The sequence below is a fragment of the Clostridium sardiniense genome (genome assembly GCF_019753795.1).
Taxonomy (GTDB): Bacteria; Bacillota; Clostridia; order Clostridiales; family Clostridiaceae; genus Clostridium; species Clostridium sardiniense.
The window spans coordinates 74260-99357 of sequence record NZ_JAIKTU010000001.1; the positions used below are offsets into that span (position 1 = coordinate 74260).

The 25098-nt window shown below is 28.4% G+C and carries 20 protein-coding genes; 19 read left to right on the forward strand and 1 reads right to left on the reverse strand.

Annotated features, from left to right (window positions below):
• Nucleotides 1-140 precede the first annotated feature (140 nt).
• The 12 genes from K5V21_RS00300 to dltC (K5V21_RS00355) all read left to right on the forward strand — a co-directional run bounded on the left by K5V21_RS00300 (nt 141) and on the right by dltC (K5V21_RS00355) (nt 14800).
• Entirely contained in the window at nt 141-1571 is a 1431-nt protein-coding gene (locus tag K5V21_RS00300; protein WP_221858233.1) for an NAD(P)/FAD-dependent oxidoreductase, read from the forward strand.
• Nucleotides 1572-1582: 11 nt separating this feature from the next.
• Entirely contained in the window at nt 1583-2824 is a 1242-nt protein-coding gene (locus K5V21_RS00305) for an NAD(P)/FAD-dependent oxidoreductase (protein WP_221858234.1), read from the forward strand.
• 281 nt (nt 2825-3105) lie between these two features.
• On the forward strand, nt 3106-3459 hold the full coding sequence (locus tag K5V21_RS00310) for a DUF1667 domain-containing protein (RefSeq protein WP_221858235.1): 354 nt from the start codon (nt 3106-3108) through the stop codon (nt 3457-3459).
• 438 nt (nt 3460-3897) lie between these two features.
• Entirely contained in the window at nt 3898-5106 is a 1209-nt protein-coding gene (dltD, locus tag K5V21_RS00315; protein WP_221858236.1) for a D-alanyl-lipoteichoic acid biosynthesis protein DltD, read from the forward strand.
• A gap of 476 nt (nt 5107-5582) precedes the next feature.
• On the forward strand, nt 5583-6794 hold the full coding sequence (dltD, locus tag K5V21_RS00320; protein ID WP_221858237.1) for a D-alanyl-lipoteichoic acid biosynthesis protein DltD: 1212 nt from the start codon (nt 5583-5585) through the stop codon (nt 6792-6794).
• Nucleotides 6795-6902: 108 nt separating this feature from the next.
• Nucleotides 6903-8423, forward strand: a complete 1521-nt coding sequence (gene dltA / locus K5V21_RS00325) for a D-alanine--poly(phosphoribitol) ligase subunit DltA (protein ID WP_221858238.1) — start codon at nt 6903-6905, stop codon at nt 8421-8423.
• On the forward strand, nt 8423-9604 hold the full coding sequence (dltB, locus tag K5V21_RS00330) for a D-alanyl-lipoteichoic acid biosynthesis protein DltB (RefSeq protein ID WP_221858239.1): 1182 nt from the start codon (nt 8423-8425) through the stop codon (nt 9602-9604). The genes dltA (K5V21_RS00325) and dltB (K5V21_RS00330) overlap by 1 nt, the downstream gene beginning before the upstream one ends.
• A 108-nt stretch (nt 9605-9712) precedes the next feature.
• Nucleotides 9713-9940: a D-alanine--poly(phosphoribitol) ligase subunit DltC gene (gene dltC / locus K5V21_RS00335; RefSeq protein WP_204593137.1), complete on the forward strand. Its 228-nt coding sequence runs from the start codon at nt 9713-9715 to the stop codon at nt 9938-9940.
• Between the two features lie 471 nt (nt 9941-10411).
• Entirely contained in the window at nt 10412-11623 is a 1212-nt protein-coding gene (dltD, locus tag K5V21_RS00340; protein WP_221858241.1) for a D-alanyl-lipoteichoic acid biosynthesis protein DltD, read from the forward strand.
• A gap of 108 nt (nt 11624-11731) precedes the next feature.
• Nucleotides 11732-13252, forward strand: coding sequence for a D-alanine--poly(phosphoribitol) ligase subunit DltA (gene dltA, locus K5V21_RS00345; protein ID WP_221858242.1), 1521 nt, complete (start codon nt 11732-11734; stop codon nt 13250-13252).
• Nucleotides 13252-14433, forward strand: a complete 1182-nt coding sequence (dltB, locus tag K5V21_RS00350) for a D-alanyl-lipoteichoic acid biosynthesis protein DltB (RefSeq protein WP_221858243.1) — start codon at nt 13252-13254, stop codon at nt 14431-14433. Before dltA (K5V21_RS00345) ends, dltB (K5V21_RS00350) begins: the two co-directional genes overlap by 1 nt.
• Before the next feature lie 139 nt (nt 14434-14572).
• Nucleotides 14573-14800 carry a D-alanine--poly(phosphoribitol) ligase subunit DltC gene (gene dltC, locus K5V21_RS00355; protein ID WP_204593141.1) on the forward strand — a complete coding sequence of 76 codons (228 nt, stop codon included), beginning with the start codon at nt 14573-14575 and terminating at the stop codon, nt 14798-14800.
• 268 nt (nt 14801-15068) lie between these two features.
• Here dltC (K5V21_RS00355) and K5V21_RS00360 read toward each other — a convergent pair whose 3' ends face one another.
• Complete coding sequence (locus K5V21_RS00360; RefSeq protein ID WP_245000591.1) at nt 15069-15365, reverse strand: hypothetical protein; 297 nt, start codon at nt 15363-15365, stop codon at nt 15069-15071.
• 151 nt (nt 15366-15516) lie between these two features.
• Between K5V21_RS00360 and K5V21_RS00365 the strand changes: the two genes are divergently transcribed.
• The 7 genes from K5V21_RS00365 to K5V21_RS00395 all read left to right on the forward strand — a co-directional run bounded on the left by K5V21_RS00365 (nt 15517) and on the right by K5V21_RS00395 (nt 24907).
• Nucleotides 15517-16236, forward strand: coding sequence for a MurR/RpiR family transcriptional regulator (locus tag K5V21_RS00365; RefSeq protein WP_221858244.1), 720 nt, complete (start codon nt 15517-15519; stop codon nt 16234-16236).
• Between the two features lie 138 nt (nt 16237-16374).
• A complete protein-coding gene (locus tag K5V21_RS00370) occupies nt 16375-17814 on the forward strand; it encodes a glycoside hydrolase family 1 protein (RefSeq protein WP_221858245.1) in 1440 nt (479 codons plus the stop codon).
• Between the two features lie 169 nt (nt 17815-17983).
• Nucleotides 17984-19345, forward strand: a complete 1362-nt coding sequence (locus K5V21_RS00375) for a 6-phospho-beta-glucosidase (RefSeq protein ID WP_221858246.1) — start codon at nt 17984-17986, stop codon at nt 19343-19345.
• Nucleotides 19346-19801: 456 nt separating this feature from the next.
• Nucleotides 19802-20707: a TetR/AcrR family transcriptional regulator gene (locus tag K5V21_RS00380; protein WP_221858247.1), complete on the forward strand. Its 906-nt coding sequence runs from the start codon at nt 19802-19804 to the stop codon at nt 20705-20707.
• Between the two features lie 6 nt (nt 20708-20713).
• On the forward strand, nt 20714-22135 hold the full coding sequence (locus K5V21_RS00385; RefSeq protein WP_221858248.1) for an MDR family MFS transporter: 1422 nt from the start codon (nt 20714-20716) through the stop codon (nt 22133-22135).
• 362 nt (nt 22136-22497) lie between these two features.
• Nucleotides 22498-23085 (forward strand): AAA family ATPase, encoded by a 588-nt coding sequence (locus K5V21_RS00390; RefSeq protein WP_221858249.1) that lies wholly within the window; start codon nt 22498-22500, stop codon nt 23083-23085.
• 433 nt (nt 23086-23518) lie between these two features.
• Nucleotides 23519-24907, forward strand: a complete 1389-nt coding sequence (locus K5V21_RS00395; RefSeq protein ID WP_221858250.1) for an aspartate ammonia-lyase — start codon at nt 23519-23521, stop codon at nt 24905-24907.
• Nucleotides 24908-25098 lie beyond the last annotated feature (191 nt).

Consider the following 25098-nt stretch of genomic DNA (forward strand, 5'->3'; position numbering starts at 1 on the left):
CTTTAAAATTTTAGGGATAAAGAAATGAAGAAGAGAGAGCTACAAGATAATTACTTAGAGAAGTCGCTATCGCTAAGTTAATGAATGAAATATAAAATAACTTAATTATAAGAATTTAAATAATTCTAGGAGGTTTTAGTATGTATGATGTTGCAATTATAGGAGCAGGTGTTATAGGAGCTTCAATTTGTAGAGAACTTACAAAATATGATTTGAAGGTAGTAGTATTAGAAAAAGAAAATGATGTATCAATGGGAACATCAAAAGCGAACTCAGCTATTGTCCATGCAGGATATGATCCAAAGATTGGAACTTTAATGGCAAAGTACAATGTAAAAGGAAATGAAATGTTTGAGGAACTTTGTAAAGAACTAAGTGTACCATTTAAGAGAAATGGATCACTAGTATTAGCTTTCTCAGAAGAAGAAATGGATCATATAAAAGAATTATATGAAAATGGAACTAAAATTGGAGTTAAGGGATTAGAAATTCTAAATAAAGAACAAATATTAGAAATGGAGCCAAACATAAATGACGATGTAGTTGGAGCATTACATGCACCAACAGGAGGAATCGTTGGACCATATGAATATACAATAGCATTAATGGAAAACGCTGTAGCAAACGGTGGTAAGCTTGAATTAAAAACTGAAGTTGAAAAGATAGAAAAAGTAAATGATATTTTCAAGATAACTTCTAAAGATGGAAAAGTAATTGAAGCAAAGTATGTAATTAATGCAGCTGGTGTTCATGCGGATGAAATACATAATTTAATAGCTAAAGAAAGCTTCAAGATTATCCCAAGAAAAGGTGAATACTTTGTAATGGATAAAACTCAAGGAGAACTAGTAAATCATACATTATTCCAAGCTCCAACAAAACTTGGTAAAGGTATATTAGTAACTCCAACAGTTCATGGAAACCTATTAGTTGGACCAGATGCAGAAGACATAGAAGATAAAGATGATACTAAAACTAAAGGTGATAGATTAGACTATATTAGAAATACATCAACTAAAACAACTAATAAAGTTAACTTTAGAGAATCAATCAGAAACTTTGCAGGCCTTAGAGCTACTCCAGATAGAGGGGACTTTATAGTTGAAGAAGCTGCAGATGTTAAAAACTTTATAGATGTAGCTGGAATTAAGTCACCAGGACTTTCATCAGCACCAGCAATTGCAGAGGGTGTAATTGAAATATTAGAAAACTGTGGTTTAGATTTAAAAGAAAATAAAGATTTCAATGGTAAAAGAGAAGAAATAATATTTATGGAACTTTCACCAGAAGAAAAGGCTGAAATTATTAAAAAGGATCCAAGATACGGAAAAATAATCTGTAGATGTGAAAGCATAACAGAAGGAGAAATAGTTGCAGCTATAGAAAGATGTTTTGGAAATATAACATTAGATGGTGTTAAGAGAAGATGTAGACCAGGAATGGGAAGATGCCAAGGCGGATTCTGTGGACCAAAAGTACAAGAAATAATAGCAAGAGAATTAGGAATAAAGATGGAAGATATTCATCAAGATAAAGACGGTTCATATATATTAGTAGGAAAAACAAAGTAGGAGGGATAGCTATGTACGATTTAATAGTAGTTGGAGGAGGTCCAGCAGGACTTGCAGCAGCTTATGAAGCTTATAGTGATGGAGTAAAGAAAATTTTAATTATAGAAAGAGATAACGAACTAGGTGGTATATTAAATCAATGTATCCATAATGGATTTGGATTACATACATTTAAAGAAGAGCTAACTGGTCCTGAATATGCACAAAGATTTATCAATATGTTACAAGATACAAATGTAGAAGTTAAGCTTGGAACAATGGTACTTGATATAGATAAAGATAAAAATGTTCATGCTATAAATCCAGAAGAAGGATATGTTGTTTTAAAAGGAAAAGCAATTATTCTTTCAATGGGATGTAGAGAAAGAACAAGAGGAGCAATAAATATTCCAGGGGACAGACCTTCAGGTGTATTTACAGCAGGAGCTGCTCAAAGATACATAAATATGGAAGGTTTTATGCCAGGTAAAAAAGTACTTATACTTGGATCTGGAGATATAGGACTTATAATGGCAAGAAGAATGACACTTGAAGGAGCAAAAGTTGAAGGTGTTGTAGAACTTATGCCATACTCAAATGGATTAAACAGAAATATAGTTCAATGTCTTGAAGACTATGATATACCATTATTCTTATCACATACTGTAATTGATATAGTAGGAAAAGAAAGATTAGAAAAGGTTATTATAGCTCAAGTTGATGAAAATAGAAGACCTATTAAAGGAACTGAAAAGGAATTTGATGTAGATACATTACTTCTTTCAGTTGGATTAATTCCAGAAAATGAGTTATCAGGAAAAGCTGGAATAGAAAAAGATATGAGAACAAATGGATTAATAGTATCAGAAAGCATGGAAACATCAATAGATGGTATATTTGCTTGTGGTAATGTAGTACATGTTCATGATCTAGTTGATTTTGTTACTCAAGAATCAAAGCATGCTGGAAAGTCAGCAGCTAAATATATCAAAGATGAACTTAAAAAAGGAGATAGCATCAAAATAATTAATGGGCAAAATGTAAACTACACTGTACCTCAAAGAGTCACTGTAGATGCAATAGATGGAAGCATGACTGTATTTATGAGAGTAAATAACATTTATCATGATAAAGCTCTAGTAGTTAGAGAAGGAGATAAGGAAATAGCTTCATTTAAGAGAAAGCATCTTGCACCATCAGAAATGGAAAAGATAATTTTACCTAAAAAGCTTTTAGAAGGAGTTAAGGGAGACTTAACAATTTCTTTAGAATAGGTTTAATAATATAGCCAATTTAGTGGTCATTTCTTAGTGGTTACTCTTTAATTAATTTAATGATGACTGAGAAAAAACAAAAATTCCCTAAACAAATAATGATATATAATAAACAATCATCCATGATAACAGTGTGCAACAACCATTTAAAATAGGATATTTTAAACTACAATTTTTTATATAAGACGGACTTATTAAGGAATGACCAATAAATATATAATTTTAGAATATGTAAATAAGGATTTAATATAAATACTATATTATAGGACGGTGAATTTGATATGATCAAAGAATTAATTTGTATAAGTTGTCCAATGGGATGTCATCTAAAAGTAGATGTAGACAATAAGACAGTAGAAGGAAACACTTGTAAAAGAGGAGAAATATATGGATTAAATGAAGTTACAAATCCAGTTAGAGTTGTTACTTCAACAGTAAAGGTAAATGGAGGAGAACTTCCAGTAATACCTGTAAAAACAAATGGTGCAATACCTAAGCATTTAAATTTTGAATGCATGGATATAATAGGTGAAACTGTAATAGAAGCTCCAGTTAAAATGGGAGATGTTATTATAGAGAATGTGTTAGGAACTGGTGTTGATGTAGTTGCTAGCAGAAATATAGAATGTGCATAATAAATTTTAATTAATAAATACACACTAACATAAAGCGTACCTCATAAGAGCAGTTTAAACTTGCCTATTAAAACAAGTTTAAGCTGCTTTTATTTTATTATTTTCTCATTAATAATTGTAATGATTTTGACTTCTTTTTGTAATTGTATGTAAGATACAATTTATTTATAATAAATATGGATATTGTATAATATCCATAAAATAGTATAAAAATGGTTTTGTCAACAGAAAAATGACTGTAATAGTAGAATATTATCGTAAATATTTATATACAGAATAAATATCAATAAATACTATTAAGTAGTGGAGAATAAATAGCATTTATTGATATTTAGAATTAGTTATACAAGCAGTAACTTCATTATTTGTTGAAAATCATAAAGTTAATATATTAAATGATAATGTTATTTTATTTAAATTACTTAAAGGGGGGCTGACATGAAAAAAATATTATACTTTATAATACCAGTATTTATAGGTGTAGTTTTTGCATTTGGGTTAAATGAATTTTTAAATAAAGAAATAAATGATTTATTTAAAAGTAAAAATTTAATACCTTTGAAAAATGAGTATGCATCTAATATAAAAGATAAAGGTGTACTATTAAATAATGAACTTTTAACACAGGATGATATAATGATGTTAGGTTCATCAGAACTTGCTCATACTATAAAAGATCAACATCCTACAAATTATTTTAATACAAATAGAAGTAAAAATAATTTATTTACTGTAGGGAGACCATATGATCTTGATTTGCAGCAGACACTTACGTTAGGAAGCACAGATTATAATATAAAGAATAAAAAAGTAGTAATGTTAATTTCTATGCAACCATTTCTTCGAAAGGATGGAATAAAACCTAAGAACTTTCAAACATTATTCTCACCTAGCCAATTTTATAAGTTCTTAGATAATCCTATGATATCAGAAGAAAATAAAAATATAATGGTTAAAAGAGTTTATAATCTTTTAAGGAAAAATGAAGATTACTTAAGTGAGAGGATATATGCAAAATTATATAACAATGATAGTTACTTAGGAACAATAGGTAACATAGCCTTATATCCATATTTTGAAATAAGAAAAAGTATGGTTAAGTTAAAAGAAAAAGGAGAGTTATACTTAAAACTGAGGACGCTCCCAGATAAAGATGAGGATGTTAGAATAGGAAAATCTATAGACTGGAAAATGGAAGAGAATCAGGCAATTGAGGAGGCCAAAAAAAGAACTAAAGGAAATAAGTATAAAGTTGATTATTCTTATTATGAATTTATGCTAAAAGAATTACCTAAAATGAAAAATGCATATTCAAGTATTGATCTTTTAAAATCTACTGAACTTGATGATTATAAACAATTTTTAAATATATGCTCAGATCTTAAGATAAAACCAACTATAGTTATGTTGACAAATGCTAAGTGGTATTATGATTATACGGGGTTAACAGAAGAAAAGCGATTTAAGTTGTATAACACTGTTGAGAAATTAGCTGAAGAAAAGGGCTTTAAAGTTATAAATTTAAAAGATAAAGAAACTACAGATTATTATTTAAGAGATATTATGCATCTTGGAACGAAAGGTTGGGTAGATGTTAGTGAAAAAATTTATAAAGAATATAATCAAGAGCAAATATTTAATAAGTAGTATAGTTATAATAATAGTTATCTTGAATTATTAATAGAAGTTATTTCTTATTAAGATGGATTAGGGTTAATTTTAATTTTCAATAGTTATTTTTATATAAAATATGTTAGGAAGTTATGTTGAGGTAGTTGATGGCAGAAATATAGAATGTACATAATAGAATATAATTATTATAAATACACACTAATATTAGTGTACCTCGTAAGGCAGCTTAAACTTGTTTTAATAGAGAAGTTTAAGCTGTTCTTATTTTGAAAATCTCTTTTTTATTAACAATTGTAACAAATTTGACTTTTTTTTGTAATTGTATGTAAAGTATAATTCATTTATAATATATATTGTTATTATATGATGTGTATAAAATAACATAAAATTACAAAAAAAGTAATTAAAATAGTGAATATTATATTAAAAATGTTTGTACACAAATAAGTTATAAATTATTTTCGATAAAGTTATTAAGATGGGGGTATGGAATGAAAAAATTATTATATTTTATAATACCAATATTTATAGGGGGAATTTTTGCTTTTGGATTAAATAAATTTTTAGATAAAGAAATAAGTAGTTTATATCAAAGTAAAAATTTAGTTCCGCTTATGGGGGAGTATGCTTCAGATGCTAAAGATACAGGAGTTGGATTAAACAATCACTTTTTAGAGCAAGGAGATATAATGATGATTGGTGCATCTGACTTTATACATGAAACTAGACAGCATCCAGCATATTTCTTCAATACAAATAGAACAAAAAATAGAGCATTTACAGTAGGAAGATCTTTTACGCAAGAAGCACAAGATGCAATTACAATTGGGAGTATGGATCCTAATATAAAAAATAAAAAGGTTGTTTTATTAGTAGCTCTATCATGGTTTGTGTATCCAAACGGAATTAATCCGGAGCATTTCCAAATGAGATTTTCACCTGGACAATTCTATGCTTTCTTAAATAATTCAGAAATATCTGAGGAGAATAAAAAGAAGTTAACTGATAGGGTTACAGACCTTTTAAAAGGAAGTGATGAATATAAAGCAGAAAGATTATATGCTATGCTTTATGATTCAGATACATTTATATCCAAAGTTGAAAAGGTTGCTTTATATCCATATTTTAAACTAAGAGAGGGTATGATTTCTTTAAAAGAAAAAGGAGTACTATATAAAAGACTTAAAAAGCTAAAAGATAAGACTCCAGAAGATGAAAAACAAGGTGAGCCTATAGATTGGAAGAAGGAATATGATTTAGCTATATCTGATGCTAAGAAAAGAGTTGGTAATAATCCATTTGGTGTAGACCAAAAGTATTATGATAAAACTTTAAAACCTAAACTTAAGCAATTAAAAAATCAATATGCAAAAGTTGATGTAGAGAATGTAAAAGAGATCGATGATTATAAATTTTTCTTAGATATATGCGAGGATTTAGGAATAGAGCCAACTATAGTTATAATACCTGGGTTACCTAAATATTATGATTATACTGGAGTAACAGCTGAGAAGAGAGAGGGATTATATAATAAAATATCTAGGCTAGCAGAAGATAAAGGCTTTAACGTAATAAATACTAGTGATAGGGCTGGAGAACTTTATTATATGAGAGATGTTATGCACATTGGAACGAAAGGATGGTTGGATGTTAGTGAAAAACTATATAAGCAATTTAATCAAGGACAAGTACCTAGTAAGTAGTATTGTTATAACAATAATTATAATAGCTGCAATATTAATAGTGACATTTGCACCATTTAAACAAATACCATTTATTTATAACGAATTTTAATCTAAGGGGATGTTAACATGGAAATAATTAGAGGGATTAAAAAATATGCTAAAACGGATAGAATAGCTTTAAAATGTGATGGTGAAAAACTATCATATAAAGATTTAGATAGTTTTTCAGAAAGTATAGGAGCATATTTAAAAGAAAATCATAATGATAATACACCTATAGTTATATACGGAAATAAAGATAACTTAATAATGGCTTGTATGATAGGAGCTTTAAAGTCAGGAAGAGCGTATGTGCCACTAGACATAAGTTTCCCAGTAGATAGAGTATTAAATGTAACAGAAGAAGTTAAGCCTAAGGTAGTATTTAATTTCAGTGATTTATCATCAGAGTCTTTTGGGCAAGGTGCTAAAGTAATAAATCAAGAAGAACTTGAAAGAATAATTGAAGACTATAGAAATGAAGTAATAATGGAAGAGGCATGGGTAAAGGAAGATGAAAATGCATATATCTTATTTACTTCAGGAAGTACAGGAAAGCCAAAAGGAGTACAAATAAGTAGCAACAATATAGATAATTTCGTTGAATGGATAAGTGAATATTTAAACATTGATGGAAGTGAAAAAGTTATAATGAACCAAGCTGCGTATTCATTTGATCTTTCAGTAACAACTATATATCCAGGATTAACTCATGGTGCTACATTATTCTCATTATCAAAGAAGACTTTAGCAGACTACAAAGAGTTATTTAAGCAATTAGACGAATCAAAGATGAATATATGGGTCTCAACACCATCATTTGCTGGAGTTTGTGTAACAGAAGCAAGCTTTAACAGTGAAATGCTAGAGAACCTAGAATCAATGATATTTATAGGGGAAGTTCTTCCGAAGAATCTTTCAAAAGAGCTTATGGAAAGATTTCCAAGTACCAGGGTAGTAAATGGATATGGACCAACAGAAGCAACAGTTGGAATAAGTGCTAATGATATAACTGTAGAAATGCTTGAGGATGAAAAGAGTCTTCCAGTTGGAACAGTTATGGAGACAACAAGAATTAGAATTGTTGACGAAAACGGAAAAGACGTTAAAGATGACGAAAAAGGAGAAATCGTAATAATAGGTAAATCAGTTTCAAAGGGTTACTTCAATAATGAAGAAAAGACTAATGAAGTGTTTTATTATGATGACTTTAACGGAGAGAAGTTTAGAGCATATAAAACAGGGGATATGGCTTATATATTAGATGAGAAAATATACTACTGTGGAAGAAAAGACTTCCAAATAAAGCTTAATGGCTTCAGAATCGAAATTGAAGATATAGAAAACAACTTAAGAAAGGTTGATAATGTAAGAAATGCAATAGTTCTTCCAATATACAAGGATGAAAAGATAGCTTATCTTCAAGGCGTAGTAGAGCTTAAAGAAAAGAATGAATTAAGTAATCTAAAGAATGGTATGATGATCAAAAAGGGATTAGAAAAATTCATTCCAGGATATATGATACCAAGAAGCATTAAGATAATAGAGAAATTTCCAACAAATATAAATGGAAAAATAGATAGAAAGAAACTTATGGAGGAAATGTAATGACTTTTTCACAATATGGAGATTATTTTTATCTATATATACTCCTATTAACAGCAATTCCTGCTATAATTCTAGGATTATGTGGTAAAAAGATAAAAATATATGGAATGATTGCAACTGCATTCATGATATTCCTTATAGTAGGAATAAATGTACAGTTTAAATTCCTATGTATATTCATTATATGGGAAACACTTATAGTATATGGGTATCTATTTGTTAGAAAGAAAACAGATAGTAAATTAATTTATAGAGTATTCCTATTTGCATCAATGCTTCCGGTAATAATAAATAAAATTTCACCATACTTTAAGGTGTTATTACCTCAAGCTAAGATTGGAATAATAGGATTTATAGGGATATCTTATTTAAATTTTAGAGTAATTCAGATAATTATTGAAATATTTGATGGAGCGATAACAGAAGTAAAGCCTTCAACATTCTTTTATTTTGTATTATTCTTCCCAACACTAAGTTCAGGACCTATTGATAGATCAAGAAGATTTGAAAAGGACTTAGATAAGGTAATACCAAAGGATGAATATATAAATTCATATTTAATTCCAGGGATTAAGAAGATTTTTATGGGGATTGGATATAAATTTGTTATAGCATTTATTATAAATACATTAGTATTAACAAAAATAAAGATGGATCATGTTACATTTTTAAGAGCAATAAGTTATATGTATGCGTATAGCCTTTATTTATTCTTTGACTTTGGAGGATATAGCCTTTTTGCTGTTGGTACAAGCTATATATTTGGAATAAAGGCACCAGACAACTTTGATAAGCCATTTATAAGTAAAGATATGAAAGAATTCTGGACAAGATGGCATATATCACTTTCAAGATGGTTTGGAGATTATATATTCTCAAGATTTGTAATCAGTTCAATGAGAAAGAAAAGATTTAAAAAGAGAGCTACAGCAGCACATGTTGCACAGATTATCACAATGCTTGTAATGGGATTTTGGCATGGGCTTACTTGGTACTATATAGTTTATGGTATTTATCAAGGTGTGGTTTTAGTATTAACTGATATCTATCAAAAGAAATCAAAGTTCTATAAATCTCATAAGAAAGAAAAATGGTTCCAAGTTGTACAGATAGTAATAACATTTAACATAGCATGTTTTGGTCTGTTAATATTCTCTGGATACTTCCATATGGTAAAGTAGAATCATTATATTTTATAGATTATCATAATGAAATTAATGTAATTTTTAAGCGTAATTATAAAATTAATAGATATAAAAATATATTTTAAGATAAGGAGATAGAAGAAAATGCAAGAACAAGTAATAAATATTTTTGAAGAAGTAACTGGATGTGATGAAATAAGAGAGGATTTAGAGATGGATTTATTTGAAGCTGGACTTTTAGATTCACTTGCAATAATAGAAGTATTATTACAAATAGAAGAAAGACTAGGAATAAAACTTCAACCGACAGATCTTGAAAGAACAGATATGGCAACAGTTAATAATTTAGTAACATTTTTAGAAAGTAGATAATTAATTAAATAAGAAATTATAATAGAAACCGATCTAATTAATAGATCGGTTTTTTGTAATTAGTAAAATTATATAAATAAATATAGTAACTATTTATACATATAAGATTAAGTTCTGTCAAATAGTATATTACTGAGAATAAACTAGCTACTAAAAATTAGATTATTATAGTTAGTTTATACAGAAATTATATAATAAACCTTAACAATGAAAATTGGAAATTAAATATATAATTTGTAAAAATAATTCAAAAAAAATAGTTAATAATATGTTAAATAATTAAATGAAAAAAAATAATCTGTACACTGAAAATTGGCTGTATTACGTATTTGTATAAGTTAAAAAAATAAATTTTAGTATTTTTCAAGATATTATTCATTATTTGTTAAAAAGGGTTAAATTTATGTAATTGATTATCTTAGATAATAGTAATAATATTTTTATTGAATTTTATTTAGAGAGGAGCTAGGTATGAAGAAATTATTATATTTTATAATACCATTACTTATAGGGGGAATTTTTACTTTTGGATTAAATAAATTTTTAGATAAAGAAATAAATAGTTTATATAAAAGTAAAAATTTAGTGCCTCTTATGGGGGAATATGGAGCGGATGTTAAAGATGCAGGTGTAACTTTAAATAATCATTTTTTATCACAAGGAGATATAATGATGATTGGTGCATCAGATCTTATACATGCAACTAGACAAAGTCCTGCATATTTTTTTAATACAAATAGAACAAAAAATAAGGTTTTTACAGTAGGTAAAACTCTTAGTCAAGAATTACAGGATTCAATGACATTAGGGAGTGTAAATTCTAAAATAAAAGATAAAAAAGTTGTGTTATTAGTAGCTTTATCATGGTTTGTATATCCAAATGGAATTGGGCCTAAGCAGTTCCAAGTAAGATTCTCTCCTGTGCAATTTTATGGTTTCTTTAATAATCCAGATATATCAAAAGAAAATAAAGCTAAATTAGCAGAAAGAACTGCTACACTTTTAAAAGGAAGTGGTGAGTATAGACCAGAATTAGTGTATGCTAAGCTTTATAATTCAAATACATTTATAGCTAAGGCTGAAAAGATAGTCTTATATCCTTACTATAAGTTAAGAGAAAAAATGGTTTCTTTAAAGGAAAAAGGAATGCTATATCTAAAATTAAAAAAACTTAAGAATAGAACAGAAAAGGATAATAAACCTAGAAAGACAATAGATTGGAAGCAAGAAGAAAAAATAGCTATATCAGATGCTAAAAAAAGAGTTGGAGATAATCCATACAAAGTTGATCAGAAGTATTATGATAAAACTTTAAAACCAAAGCTTAAAAGCTTAAAAGATACATATGTTAATGTAGACCTTGTAAGATCTAAGGAAATCAATGATTATGAATTTTTCTTAGATGTATGTAAAAATTTAGGTATAAAACCAACTATAGTTATAGTACCAGGTTTACCTAAGTATTATGATTACACTGGAATTACAGCAGAAAATAGAGAACAATTATACAATAAGATTTCTAACCTTGCAGAAGATAGAGGATTTAATGTTATAAATACAAGCGATAGAGCTGGAGAACTTTATTATATGAGAGATGTTATGCATCTAGGAACGAAAGGATGGTTAGACGTTAGTGAAAAACTTTATAAAGAATATAATCAGGGAGAAATATTTAATAACTAGTGTCGTTGTAACAATAGTTATAATAGCCGCAATATTAATATTTACATTTGCACCATTTAAACAAATACCATTTATCTATAATGAATTTTAACTTAGGAGGATATTAATATGGAAATAATCAGAGGAATTAAAAAGTATGCTAAGACTAATAGAATAGCTTTAAAATGTGATGGAGAAGAATTAACATATACAGATTTAGATCGATTTTCAGAAAGTATAGGAGCATATTTAAAAGAAAATCATAATGATAATACTCCTATAGTTATATACGGAAATAAAGATAATTTAATAATGGCTTGTATGATAGGAGCATTAAAATCAGGAAGAGCCTATGTACCGCTAGACATAAGTTTCCCATTAGATAGAGTACTAAACGTAACAGAAGAAGTTAAACCTAAGGTAGTATTTAATTTTAGTAATTTAGAAAAAGAAGTCTTCGGAGAAGATGTTAAAGTAATTAATCAAGAAGAACTTGAAAGAATAATTGAAGACTATAAAGATGAAGTAATAATGGAAGAGGCATGGGTAAAGGATAACGAGAATGCATATATATTATTTACTTCAGGAAGTACAGGAAAGCCAAAAGGAGTACAAATAAGTAGCAACAATATAGATAATTTCGTTGAATGGATAAGTGAATACTTAAACATTGATGGAAGCGAAAAAGTTATAATGAACCAAGCGGCATATTCATTTGACCTTTCAGTAACAACTATATATCCAGGATTAACTCATGGTGCTACATTATTCTCATTATCAAAGAAGACTTTAGCAGACTACAAAGAGTTATTTAAGCAATTAGACGAGTCAAAGATGAATATTTGGGTATCAACACCATCATTTGCTGGAGTTTGTGTAACAGAAGTAAGCTTTAACAGTGAAATGCTAGAGAATCTAGAAGCAATGATATTTATAGGGGAAGTTCTTCCAAAGAACCTTTCAAAAGAGCTTATGGAAAGATTCCCGAGTACTAGAATAGTAAATGGATACGGACCAACAGAAGCAACAGTTGGAATAAGTGCTAATGATATAACTGTAGAAATGCTTGAAGATGAAAAGAGTCTTCCAGTTGGAACAGTTATGGAGACAACAAGAATTAGAATTGTTGACGAAAACGGACAAGACGTTAAAGATGGCGAAAAAGGAGAAGTTGTAATAATAGGTAAATCAGTTTCAAAGGGTTACTTTAATAATGAAGAAAAGACTAATGAAGTGTTTTATTATGATGACTTTAACGGAGAGAAGTTTAGAGCATATAAAACAGGGGATATGGCTTATATATTAGATGAGAAAATATATTACTGTGGAAGAAAAGATTTCCAAATAAAGCTTAATGGATTCAGAATAGAAATTGAAGATATAGAAAACAACTTAAGAAAAGTTGATAATATAAGAAATGCAGTAGTTCTTCCTATATACAAGGATGAAAAAATTGCTTATCTTCAAGGAATAGTAGAACTTAAGGAAAAGAATGATTTAAGCAATTTGAAAAATGGTATGATGATCAAAAAGGGATTAGAAAAATTCATACCAGGATACATGATACCAAGAAGCATTAAGATAATAGATAAGTTCCCAACAAACGTAAACGGAAAAATAGATAGAAAGAAACTTATGGAGGAAATGTAATGACTTTTTCACAATATGGAGATTATTTTTATCTATATATACTCCTATTAACTGCAATTCCTGCGATAGTTTTAGGTTTATGTGGAAAAAAGATAAAAATATATGGAATGATTGCAACTGCATTTATGATATTCCTTATAGTTGGAATAAATGTGCATTTTAAATTCCTATGTATATTTATTATATGGGAAACACTTATAGTTTATGGTTACTTGTTTGTTAGAAGGAGAACAGAGAGCAAACTTGTATATAGATTATTCCTGTTTGCATCAATGCTTCCAGTAATAATAAATAAACTATCACCACATTTTAATGTATTATTCCCTCACGCAAAAATTGGGATAATAGGATTTATAGGAATATCTTATTTAAACTTTAGAGCTATTCAAATGGTTATAGAAATATATGATGGAGCAATAACAGAAGTAAAACCTAGTACATTCTTTTACTTTATATTATTCTTCCCAACATTAAGTTCAGGACCTATTGATAGATCAAGAAGATTTGAAAAAGATTTAGAAAAGAAAATACCAAAAGATGAATATATAAATGATTATTTAATGCCAGGTATTAAGAAAATAATTATGGGTGTTGGATATAAGTTTGTTATAGCATTTATCATAAATACTTTATGGCTTACTAAAATTCATACAGACCATATGACATTTTTAAGAGCTTTAAGTTATATGTATGCTTATAGTTTATACTTATTCTTTGACTTTGGAGGATACAGCCTTTTTGCTGTTGGTACAAGTTATATATTTGGAATAAAGGCACCAGATAACTTTGATAAACCATTCATAAGTAAAGATATGAAAGAGTTTTGGACAAGATGGCATATATCACTTTCAAGATGGTTTGGAGATTACATATTTTCAAGGTTTGTAATCAGCTCAATGAGAAAGAAGAGATTTAAAAATAGAGCTACAGCAGCTCATGTTGCACAAATTATCACAATGCTTACAATGGGATTTTGGCATGGATTAACTTGGTATTACATAGTTTATGGTATTTACCAAGGTATAGCTTTAGTATTAACTGATATCTATCAAAAGAAATCAAAATTCTATAAAGCTCATAAGAAAGAAAAATGGTTCCAAGTTATACAGATAATAATAACATTCCACATAGCATGTTTTGGTTTATTAATATTCTCAGGATACTTCCACATAGTTAAGTAAAATTTAAAGCTTAATAATTGCTTAAAATAAATTTATGTAAATTTTATATAAACTTTATAGAAAAAAAAGATTTTATAGATAAAATAGAAGATAGATAGTTTTAAAGAATTAGATTTAAATATAAGGGAGATAGAGGAAAATGCAAGAACAAGTAATAGAAATTTTTGAAGAAGTAACTGGATGCGACGAAATAAGAGATGACTTAGAATTAAATTTATTTGAAGCTGGACTTTTAGATTCACTTGCAATAATAGAAGTATTATTACAAATAGAAGAAAGACTAGGAATAAAACTTCAACCAACAGATCTAGAAAGATCAGATATGGCAACTGTTAATAACCTAGTAGCATTCTTAGAAACTAGATAATTAATTTAAAAAGTAATTATAAATTTAAGACCCAATCTATTAAAGACTGGGTCTTGTTTTATAGTATGTGATATGTAAAGTAATATTAATTTATTTTTAGTTATAAATTCTCTATGTTTTGTTTTATATTATATGGGAAGTAAATTAGCTAAATTCTAAATTATTAATGGTTTAATACAGAAAGAGAGTTCAATATTCTTATTTTAAATATTGAACTCTCTTTTTTTGACGCTTAATTTAGTTATTTTAGTTTATACAGGACACTCAATTATTTATTATCTTGCATATCTCTATTTATTCCTGTTGCATCCTCAAAGTCATTCATTTCATCAAACATACTTTGAGTATAGTCAAATTCTGGCCATGAGATATTATTACATACTATAGGATCAGTAGCAGGATTAGGAATAGGTGTAATATCACCATTTGGAGCTTTACTTACTAGATCCTCATCATTAGGATGGTAGCCTGTTCTTTCATCAGGAAGATATACGTTTGAGTACTCTTCATGAACTCTTGTAGCACTAGATATATCACCGATTTTATGCTTCTTATTCTTATTCAATTTATATCGCCTCCTACAAAAATAGTTTTTGTAATTTAAATATATTAATACATGAATTATAAAAATTTAATTATTTTACTATAAGGATATTTGTATTAGAATAGGAATAAATATGGTAGTTTTTAAGAAAAGAATAAAAGGAGAGTTATTTATGTTTGATGTTAATGAAATAAAAAGTCTTAATGATTTAGAGTTTGGTGTTTATGATTACATAATGAAAAATAAAAATACTGTAATTTATATGAGAATAAGGGAACTTGCAGATGAAGCTCATGTATCAACGACTACGATACTTAGATTTTGTAAAAAATTTGGTTGTGAAGGGTTTTCTGAATTTAAAATTAAATTAAAAATGTTTTTAGAAGAAAATGAAAATATAAATATAAAGGATGATAAAAGTATAATAATAGAATTTTTAAATAGAGCTAATAATGATAATTTTAAAAATGATTTAGAAGAAGCTGCAGTTGCACTTAAGGAGGCTAAGTACGTATTTTGTGTTGGCGTTGGAAGTTCAGGGGCTATGGCAAGCTATGCATCTAGATATTTTGCAGGTCTTGGGAAATTCTCTCTTTCAATAACAGATCCATATTATCCTACCGAAGGGATATATGCAGAAGGAAGTGTAACATTTGTATTCTCAGTATCAGGAGAGAACCCAAGTGCTATAGCGCATATAAATAGAATGAAAAGTGCAGGAGGAAAAATAATATCTATTACAAATAGTAAAAACTGTACTATAGCAAATTTTTCAGACATAAAGCTTGCATACTATGTTCCACAACAGAAGAGAGGAACCCATGAAGCAACAACTCAAATTCCTGTTTTATATATGATTGAAGATATAGGAAAAAGAATGGTTAACCTGTAACAGGGTGTTTTATGTATAAAACATATTATTTAATGATGGTACATGTTTTTTAAGAGTATAATAGCATTTACTTAGTAAACCTTTAAAAATATAATTAGGGTATAAAAGCGGATGAGAAGATAGCTGGAGGTAATAAGTATGCTTTATGAAAAGTTAGATGGGTTTAAAGAAGATTTTTTATGGGGATCAGCATCAGCAGCATATCAAGTTGAAGGTGCACATGATGTAGATGGAAAAGGACCTTCCATATGGGATGAATATGTTAAAGTACCAGGGAATACTTTTAAGAATACAAATGGTAATGTAGCAGTAGACCATTATAATAGATATAAGGAAGATGTTAAGCTTATGGCTGATATGGGACTTAAAGCTTATAGATTTTCTATTTCTTGGACTAGAATATTCCCAAGGGGTAGAGGAGAAGTTAACGAAGAAGGTTTAAAATTCTATGATAATTTAATAAATGAATTAATAAGACATAATATTGAACCAATAATTACAATATATCATTGGGATTTACCACAAGCCCTTCAAGATCTTTATAAGGGATGGGAGTCTAGAGAAATAATAGGTGATTTTAATAATTACTGTATAACTTTATATAAGAGATTTGGAGATAGAGTTAAGTACTGGGTTACATTAAATGAACAAAATATATTTATAGGCCTTGGATATAGATTAGCACTTCATCCACCAAAGGTAAGAAATTTCAAAAGGATGATACAAGCAAACCATATTGCAAGTTTAGCTAATGCAAAAGCAATAAAATCATTTAGAGAATATGTTAAAGATGGTAAGATAGGACCAAGTTTTGCTCTATCACCTAATTATGCATATTCATGTAAACCAAAAGATGTACTTGCAATGGAAAATGCAGAAGAAATTAATGTTAATTGGTGGCTTGATGTTTACTGCAGAGGAGAATATCCAAAGGCAGCATTTAGATACATGGAAAGAATAGGGCTTGAACCAATTATAGAAGAAGGAGATATGGAACTTCTTAAAGAAGGGGCTCCTGATTTTATGGGAGTTAACTATTATCAAACAACAACAGTTGAAATGAATCCATTAGAAGGTGGAGTTGATGATAGTGGTACATTTAATACTACAGGTAAAAAAGGAACCTCTAGAGACACTGGAATTCCAGGAGTATTTAAAACAATAAAAAATCCAAATCTTGAAGCTACAAATTGGGATTGGGAAATTGATCCTGAAGGCTTAAGAATAGGTATGAGAAGAATAACAAGTAGGTATAACCTTCCAATACTTATAACTGAAAATGGATTAGGAGAATACGACAAATTAGAAAATGGAGAAATCCATGATGAATATAGAATTGAGTACTTAAAGAAACATATAGAAGCATGTAAGGAAGCTATAAATGATGGTGTTGATTTAATTGGATACTGTACATGGTCATTTACTGATCTTTTAAGTTGGCTTAATGGATATCAAAAGAGATATGGATTTGTTTATATTGATAGAGATGAAAATGATGAAAAAGAGATGAAGAGATATAAGAAAGATAGTTTCTATTGGTACAAGAAAGTTATAGAAACTAATGGAGAGGAACTTTAGATTAATAATTTTAAAAATAAGCATTATCAAGATGTATCCGTTATTATTATACAGATAAAATCTAATTTAATAATTTGAGAAAACTTTTATAGGTTTCTCTTATATATAAAGCTTAGAAAACGTTTAAAATATTATGCTATATGCAAATTTAATAAAGTGGGTGGAATATATGAGTAAAAAAGGTCTTAAAATTGTAACTATTGGTGGGGGGTCAAGCTATACTCCAGAATTAGTAGAAGGAATATTAAAAAGATATGATGAAATGCCAGTATCAGAGTATTGGTTAGTTGATATTGAAGATGGAAAAGAGAAACTTGAAATAGTAGGAGCGCTTGCAAAGAGAATGGTAGAAAAAGCTGGAGTTCCTATGGAAATTCATTTAACTCTTGATAGAAGAGAAGCGTTAAAAGATGCTGACTTTGTAACAACTCAATTGAGAGTAGGTCTTTTAAAAGCAAGAGCTAAAGATGAGAGAATCCCTTTAAGCTATGGATTCTTAGGACAAGAAACTAATGGACCAGGTGGATTATTTAAAGCATTAAGAACAGTTCCTGTAATTTTAGATATAGCTAAGGATATAAAAGAACTATGTCCAAATGCATGGCTTATAAACTTCACAAATCCAGCAGGAATTGTGACAGAAGCATTACTTAGATATGGAGTTCACAAGAAAGTTGTTGGTGTTTGTAATGTACCAATAGGAATGGAATTTGCAATTGCAGAAACCTTAGGAGTAGAGAAAGATAGAATACAAGTAGATTTCGCAGGACTTAATCATATGGTTTATGCAGAAAGAGCTTATTTAGATGGAAAAGATGTAAGTAATGAAGTAATTGAAAAGATGATATTCTCAGAAGACGAGCATAGTATGGCAAATATAAAAGCTTTAGGATGGGATGCTGCATTTATAAGAGCATTTGGAGTAATGCCATGTGCATATCATAGATACTATTACAAAAAGAGAGACATGCTTTCAGATGAATTAAAAGAATATGAAGAAGGCAAAACAAGAGCAGAAGTTGTAATGAAACTTGAAGATAAATTATTTGAACTTTATAAGAATAAAGATTTAGATGTAAAACCTGAAGAACTTTCAAAAAGAGGAGGAGCACATTACTCAGATGTAGCTTGCAATGTTATAAATGGCATATATAATGACAAGAGAAATGTAGTTGCTGTAAATACAAAGAATAATGGAACCCTTAAGCAATTTGATGATAATTCAGCAATTGAAGTAAGCTGTTATATTACAAAAGATGGTCCAGTACCAGTTGAGACAGTTGGAGAGCTTCCAATAGCAGCTCAAGGATTAACATCTCAAATAAAAGCATTTGAAAGATTAGCAGCAGAGGCAGCTTATACAGGAGATTACAATACAGCACTTTTGGCTATGGTAACTAATCCACTAGTTGGGGATGATATAAGAGGAAGAAAGTTATTAAATGATATGTTAGTTGCACATAAGAAGTATTTACCTCAATTCTCTAAAGTGATAGACGTGATTGAGAAGGTTAACTTAGCAGAGTTCTAATAGTCTTAATATAAATATTAGATTTAAACCTAATATTTTTAAATTAGTAAAGTATAAAATTAATTGACTACTATAAAATCATCTATGGGTTAAATAGAGAATTTTAAAAGTAAGATAGTGTAAAAGGAGGAGTTATTCCTCCTTTTTTTGTTTTGAAGTATATAAAAGTTAGAACTTTTGGAAGCTTTATAAGAAAGAGTAATACATTTTTAAAATAAATTAGTAGTTTTATATGAAATAATTGTTGAATATAGAAAATGACCTAAATGTAAATTAAAAACAATTAATTTATATTATAGAAATTTAGATGAAAATGATGTGAATTAAGTGTTAATTAGGCGGCTAACTAATTGACTCTAAATGTTTAAAGTAATATAATCTCATAATGAAAACTATATAGTTCTTTAAAAAACCGTATAGTTTTTATAAATAAATTATAAATATGGAGATAATAGGTTGGATTTAATTAATGAGAAAAAAGAGGAAATAATCAATACAGCAACATATTTATTTTCTAAAAGAGGGTATATGTCAACATCTGTTCAAGATATTGCTAAAGCATGCAATATTTCAAAAGCTACAATTTATAAATGCTTTAACTCTAAAGAAGATATACTAATTGAGATAATAAAATCTTTTAATAACCAAATGATGAGACTTATTGGAGGAGTAGATCTTAACAAAGATCTATCGCCTATGGAGAAGTATGAAGAAAAAATATATGTATTATTCAAACATTTTTCAGTCGATAGGGAATTTTCTTTGATGATGGCCCAGAATGAATCAATAAAAAAAGAAGAGAGTGTGAGAAATATAATTTTGTCTAACAAGATTTATATGACAAATCAATTGAAAGATATATTAATTGAAGCCTATGGAGAAAGTATAAAATCAATAGTTTGGGATATAACATTATGTTTAAAAGGTATGATTAAAGAATTTGTAGTTATATTTGCAATTAGAGAGATTGCAACAGGGAACTACAGAGATATAGCAAAATTTATAGTAAGCTCAACTACAGCTCTTATAAATAAACACAAAGAAGATAAACCACTTATACCATTAGATATTACAGAAGCTTTTACTAAGAATGATAAATTTAATTTGGATTTAGAATATCTAAGAAAAGAGTGGAGATTTAAAATAGCAAAAATAAAATCAATAGTGGTAACATCATCATCAGTAATGGACAGAGAAAAGGTATTAGAAGCAATAACCTTATTAGAGCTAGAAGGTTTAAAGGAGAATAGCAATAAAGTAATTATTGAAGCATTAATAATGTATATAAGCAATAATGAAGAATTGAAAGAGCATGCTAATTATTTGAAGCATATATGGAATGGAATAAAAACGAAAGGATAAAATTTTATGAGTGAAGAAAACATAAGAGAAAAGAAAAAATTTAACCCGATACTTATATCAGCGGTATTTTTAATTGGAGGTTTTGTATCATTTTTAAATGGTACACTTATTACAACAGCACTTCCAACAATAATGAAAGATTTAAATATATCACCAACAACAGGACAGTGGCTTACAACAGCATTTATGCTAGTTACTGGAATAATGATTCCATGTACAGCCTATCTAATTGATAGATTTTCAACTAGAAAATTATTTTTTGCATCAATGGGATTATTCACGCTAGGTACAATACTTGGAGGATTTTCTAATAGTTTTAATATGTTACTTGTAGCTAGAATTATACAAGCAGCAGGGGCTGGTATAATAATGCCACTTATGCAAACAGTATTTTTAGTTATATACCCAAAGGAAAAAAGAGGATTTGCTATGGGGGTTGTAGGGATAATAATTGCCTTTGCACCAGCTATAGGACCAACACTTGCAGGAGTTATAGTAGATAGTCATCCTTGGAGAGATTTATTCCACTTAATAACACCTATATGTATTATTGATTTAGTATTTGCCTTCTTTGCACTTAAGAATATAAAAGAATCAAACAAAATAAAATTAGATATTATATCAGTGATTACATCAACTTTAGGTTTTGGAGGATTATTACTTGGATTTAGTAATGCAGGTACTGATGGATGGGATAATGCAAAAGTATTAATTCCATTAATACTAGGTATAGTTTCACTTGTTATATTTACATGGAAACAACTTTCAAGCAAGAAGCCAATGTTAAACTTAAGAGTATTTAAGAGTATGACATTCACATATACAACAATAATAATAATGATAGCATATGCTGGACTTGTTTCAGCAGAGTTAATCTTACCAATGTATATTCAAATGGCAAGAGGATATTCTGCACTTGATTCAGGACTTATGCTTATGCCAGGTGCAATAATAATGGGAATAATGAACCCTATAACTGGTAAGTTATTTGATAAATTTGGAGCAAGACTTCTTTCAATAATTGGATTAACTCTTCTAACAGCTGGTACATTTGGATTATCATTCTTAGGTGCTGATACAAAGATTGAACTTATAACATTTGCATATTCAGTTCGTCTTTTAGGTATGTCAATGTTTATGATGCCTTTAACTACAGCTGGTTTAAACACATTAAGAAAAGAAGATTTATCACACGGAACTGCTGTAAATAATACAATGAGACAAGTTGCAGGTTCAATTGGTACTGCAATATTAGTTACATTAATGACTAAAGCAGCTTTAAAATCAGGAATATTAAATCCACAACTTGCACAAATACACGGAATGAATATTGCTTTTGCTGCATCAGGAGTTCTTACATTAATTTCATTAATTATAGCAGTATTTGTTGTTAAGAAAAAACCAAAAGAAAATGCTCAAGCTAACTAATTAATATTATAAGAAGATAAACTCAAAATAGTCTATTGAAGAATAACTATAAAAGGTGAATTTGTCTAATAGAAAAAGAATCTAAATATAAGATATAAACGTCAGAGATAAATATTTAGATGTGGAAAAAGACAAAATTAATTAACATAAATAGTTAGATATAGAAAATATATATAAAATTACTTAAATCATAATTAGAGGGAGTAGCAACTGTCATATCTTGCTACTCCCTCTAAGTGCGAATTTTATTGAAAATTGTCGGTCAAACTGATATAATGATTTTGTTTTCAAAATTTAGAGAATATAAAAAACAATAATATTACCTTATGGTGGTAATATAATTAGTTTGAAGGAGAGATTATATGCCGATAAGAATAGCCATCTTAGGTGGTCCAAGATGTGGAAAGACTACATTAATACAACAACTTTATGTTGATTTAAAAATAAGAGATTTAAATGTTGGAGTAGCAACGGAGTATAGCACTGATTACTTAAGAGATAAAGGTATGATAGAAACTATCGCAGAACAATATGGTATATATTTAGGACAAGCACAACTAGAAGAAAGCTTAAATGAATTTGATTATGCAATAACAGACTATGCAACTTTTGTGCCTTACATATATGGTAGATTCATGTTAGGTGATAAAAAGAGAACAGTAAAAGAAATAGAAATACTTAAAGATTTATATATACTAGCCTTAAGAGATTTACCAAAGTATGATTATATATTCTTTGTACCAAGAGAATTTGGATATGCGAAGGATGGAGTAAGATGGCAAGATGAAGAAATGGCGCAATCAATAGATAAAGCAATCTTAAGCTTCTTAGAGGCTGAAAATGTTAAGTTTGAAACTATAACTGGATCAACTAAGGAAAGATCAGAAAAGATTCTTAAGATTATTGGAGTAGAAGATATAGAAGTAAAGGCTGCAATGCCACAAAAATAATTTGGAATGACATGTCTATTAAAATATTAATGTTTAATAGACATGTTTTTTTATTTTAGATTACATATGTATAATACTTGTGGTTTGATATAAAAGTGATTTTATGATTATTAAGATCAGTGGTTTAAGATTGTTAATATTATAAAATAAGAAAAATATAACAATTAAGTTTATAAGAAAAAGTAGTGTTCATTAAGGTAGTGAATACTACTTTTTTATATTAATACTAGAAGGTTTAATGATATTGTGTGATTATATAGTCTGAATAAGTGTGAAGATATTTATATAAAATTAGATCTACTGTATTTATATTTTAAGAAATTCCCTTAAAAGCTTTAAAAACAGAATTCACACAGAATATGGCATGAGAGTTGCTACTAATATAAATATAGATAAGAGAAATTTATCATAAGTGATATTGGAGGTTTTTAAGATGGAATTTAGAGTAGAGAAGGATTCTATTGGAAGCAAAAAGGTACCAAAGGATGTTTATTATGGAGTTCAAAGTTTAAGAGGACATGAAAACTTTAGAATAAGTGGTATGAGTTTAGAAGAATCATTTATAAGAAGTTTAGCTTTAGTTAAGAAGGCTTGTGCTATTACAAATTGTGAAGTAGGAGAGCTTGAAGATAAACTTAAAGATGGTATAGTAAAAGCTTGCGATGAAATTATAAATGGAAATTATATAGATCAATTTATATTAGATCCAATACAAGGGGGCGCTGGAACATCAACTAATATGAATATGAACGAAGTTTTAGCTAATCTTGCAAATGAAATCTTAGGTTATGAAAAAGGACTTCAATATCCAGTTCATCCAAATGATCACGTTAATATGGGGCAGTCAACAAATGATGTAATTCCAACAGCTGGACTTATTAATTGTCATGGCTTATTAGAATATTGTTTAGAGGAATTAAGAGATTTTGAAAATGCTCTTTTAAATAAAGGGAAAGAGTTTGAAGATGTAATTAAAATGGGAAGAACAGAAATGCAAGATGCAGTTCCGATAAGCCTAGGTTCAGAGTTTATTGCATATGGTAGAGCTATAAGAAGAGATATAAATAGATTAGAATCAAGACAAAAAGAGCTACTAAAAGTTAATCTTGGAGGAACAGCAGTAGGTACAGGAATAAATGCAAATCCAGATTATATAAAAAAAGTTGTAGTTAACTTAAGAGTGTTAAGTGAACTTAATATAACTCAAGCTGAAGATTTGATAGACGCAACTCAAAATGCGGATACTATTGCAGCACTTTCTTCAGATTTAAAGGTATGTGCAGTTAATTTAAGCAAGATAGCAGGAGATTTAATTCTTATGTCATCAGGACCAAGAACAGGATTTTCAGAAATTAATCTTCCTGCAAAACAAAATGGTTCTTCGATAATGCCTGGAAAAGTTAATCCTGTAATGCCAGAGCTATTAAAGCAAATAGCTTTTCAAATAATAGGTAATGATACAACAGTAACACTTGCTGCAAGTTCAGGACAATTAGAGCTTAATGCTTTTTATCCAATAATACTCTTAAATGTATTCCAATCAATTAGAATTTTAACTAATGGGGTTCATACTTTAACTGAAAATTGTATAAATGGAATAGAGGCGAATGAAGAAAGATGTAAAGAACTTGTAGAGAAGAGTATAGGAATAGTTACTGCTTTTGCACCAAGTCTTGGTTATGAAAAAGCTGCATTTATTGCAAAGAGAGCACTTAAACTTAATAGAAATATTAAAGATGTTATAAAAGAAGAATTAAGTCTTAGTGATGAAGAGATAACTAAGACACTTAATATAGACAAGATGGTTAAAATAAGTGGATAATATAAATAGAAAACTAGTTAAAGATTTTCTATAAAACATTTAGGATATTATATGAAATTATTAGATTACTATATATAATTATTTAAGTAATGATGTGAAATTATTACATTATATTGTTTAAGGTAGTAGTAAAATTAATTATAGACAATTAAATAAAGTTAATATATAAAAGTTAGTAAATAAAGTGGAAG

Bases quoted from the DNA above. Each gene is read 5' to 3' on its own strand.
- dltB (WP_221858243.1), top strand. From the start codon at position 13,252: ATGACTTTTTCACAATATGGAGATTATTTTTATCTATATATACTCCTA.
- dltC (WP_204593141.1), top strand. From the start codon at position 14,573: ATGCAAGAACAAGTAATAGAAATTTTTGAAGAAGTAACTGGATGCGAC.
- dltD (WP_221858237.1), top strand. From the start codon at position 5,583: ATGAAAAAATTATTATATTTTATAATACCAATATTTATAGGGGGAATT.
- K5V21_RS00395 (WP_221858250.1), top strand. From the start codon at position 23,519: ATGGAATTTAGAGTAGAGAAGGATTCTATTGGAAGCAAAAAGGTACCA.
- dltD (WP_221858236.1), top strand. From the start codon at position 3,898: ATGAAAAAAATATTATACTTTATAATACCAGTATTTATAGGTGTAGTT.
- K5V21_RS00385 (WP_221858248.1), top strand. From the start codon at position 20,714: ATGAGTGAAGAAAACATAAGAGAAAAGAAAAAATTTAACCCGATACTT.
- K5V21_RS00370 (WP_221858245.1), top strand. From the start codon at position 16,375: ATGCTTTATGAAAAGTTAGATGGGTTTAAAGAAGATTTTTTATGGGGA.
- K5V21_RS00375 (WP_221858246.1), top strand. From the start codon at position 17,984: ATGAGTAAAAAAGGTCTTAAAATTGTAACTATTGGTGGGGGGTCAAGC.
- K5V21_RS00390 (WP_221858249.1), top strand. From the start codon at position 22,498: ATGCCGATAAGAATAGCCATCTTAGGTGGTCCAAGATGTGGAAAGACT.
- K5V21_RS00310 (WP_221858235.1), top strand. From the start codon at position 3,106: ATGATCAAAGAATTAATTTGTATAAGTTGTCCAATGGGATGTCATCTA.
- dltA (WP_221858238.1), top strand. From the start codon at position 6,903: ATGGAAATAATTAGAGGGATTAAAAAATATGCTAAAACGGATAGAATA.
- dltA (WP_221858242.1), top strand. From the start codon at position 11,732: ATGGAAATAATCAGAGGAATTAAAAAGTATGCTAAGACTAATAGAATA.
- dltB (WP_221858239.1), top strand. From the start codon at position 8,423: ATGACTTTTTCACAATATGGAGATTATTTTTATCTATATATACTCCTA.
- dltD (WP_221858241.1), top strand. From the start codon at position 10,412: ATGAAGAAATTATTATATTTTATAATACCATTACTTATAGGGGGAATT.
- K5V21_RS00300 (WP_221858233.1), top strand. From the start codon at position 141: ATGTATGATGTTGCAATTATAGGAGCAGGTGTTATAGGAGCTTCAATT.
- dltC (WP_204593137.1), top strand. From the start codon at position 9,713: ATGCAAGAACAAGTAATAAATATTTTTGAAGAAGTAACTGGATGTGAT.
- K5V21_RS00365 (WP_221858244.1), top strand. From the start codon at position 15,517: ATGTTTGATGTTAATGAAATAAAAAGTCTTAATGATTTAGAGTTTGGT.
- K5V21_RS00305 (WP_221858234.1), top strand. From the start codon at position 1,583: ATGTACGATTTAATAGTAGTTGGAGGAGGTCCAGCAGGACTTGCAGCA.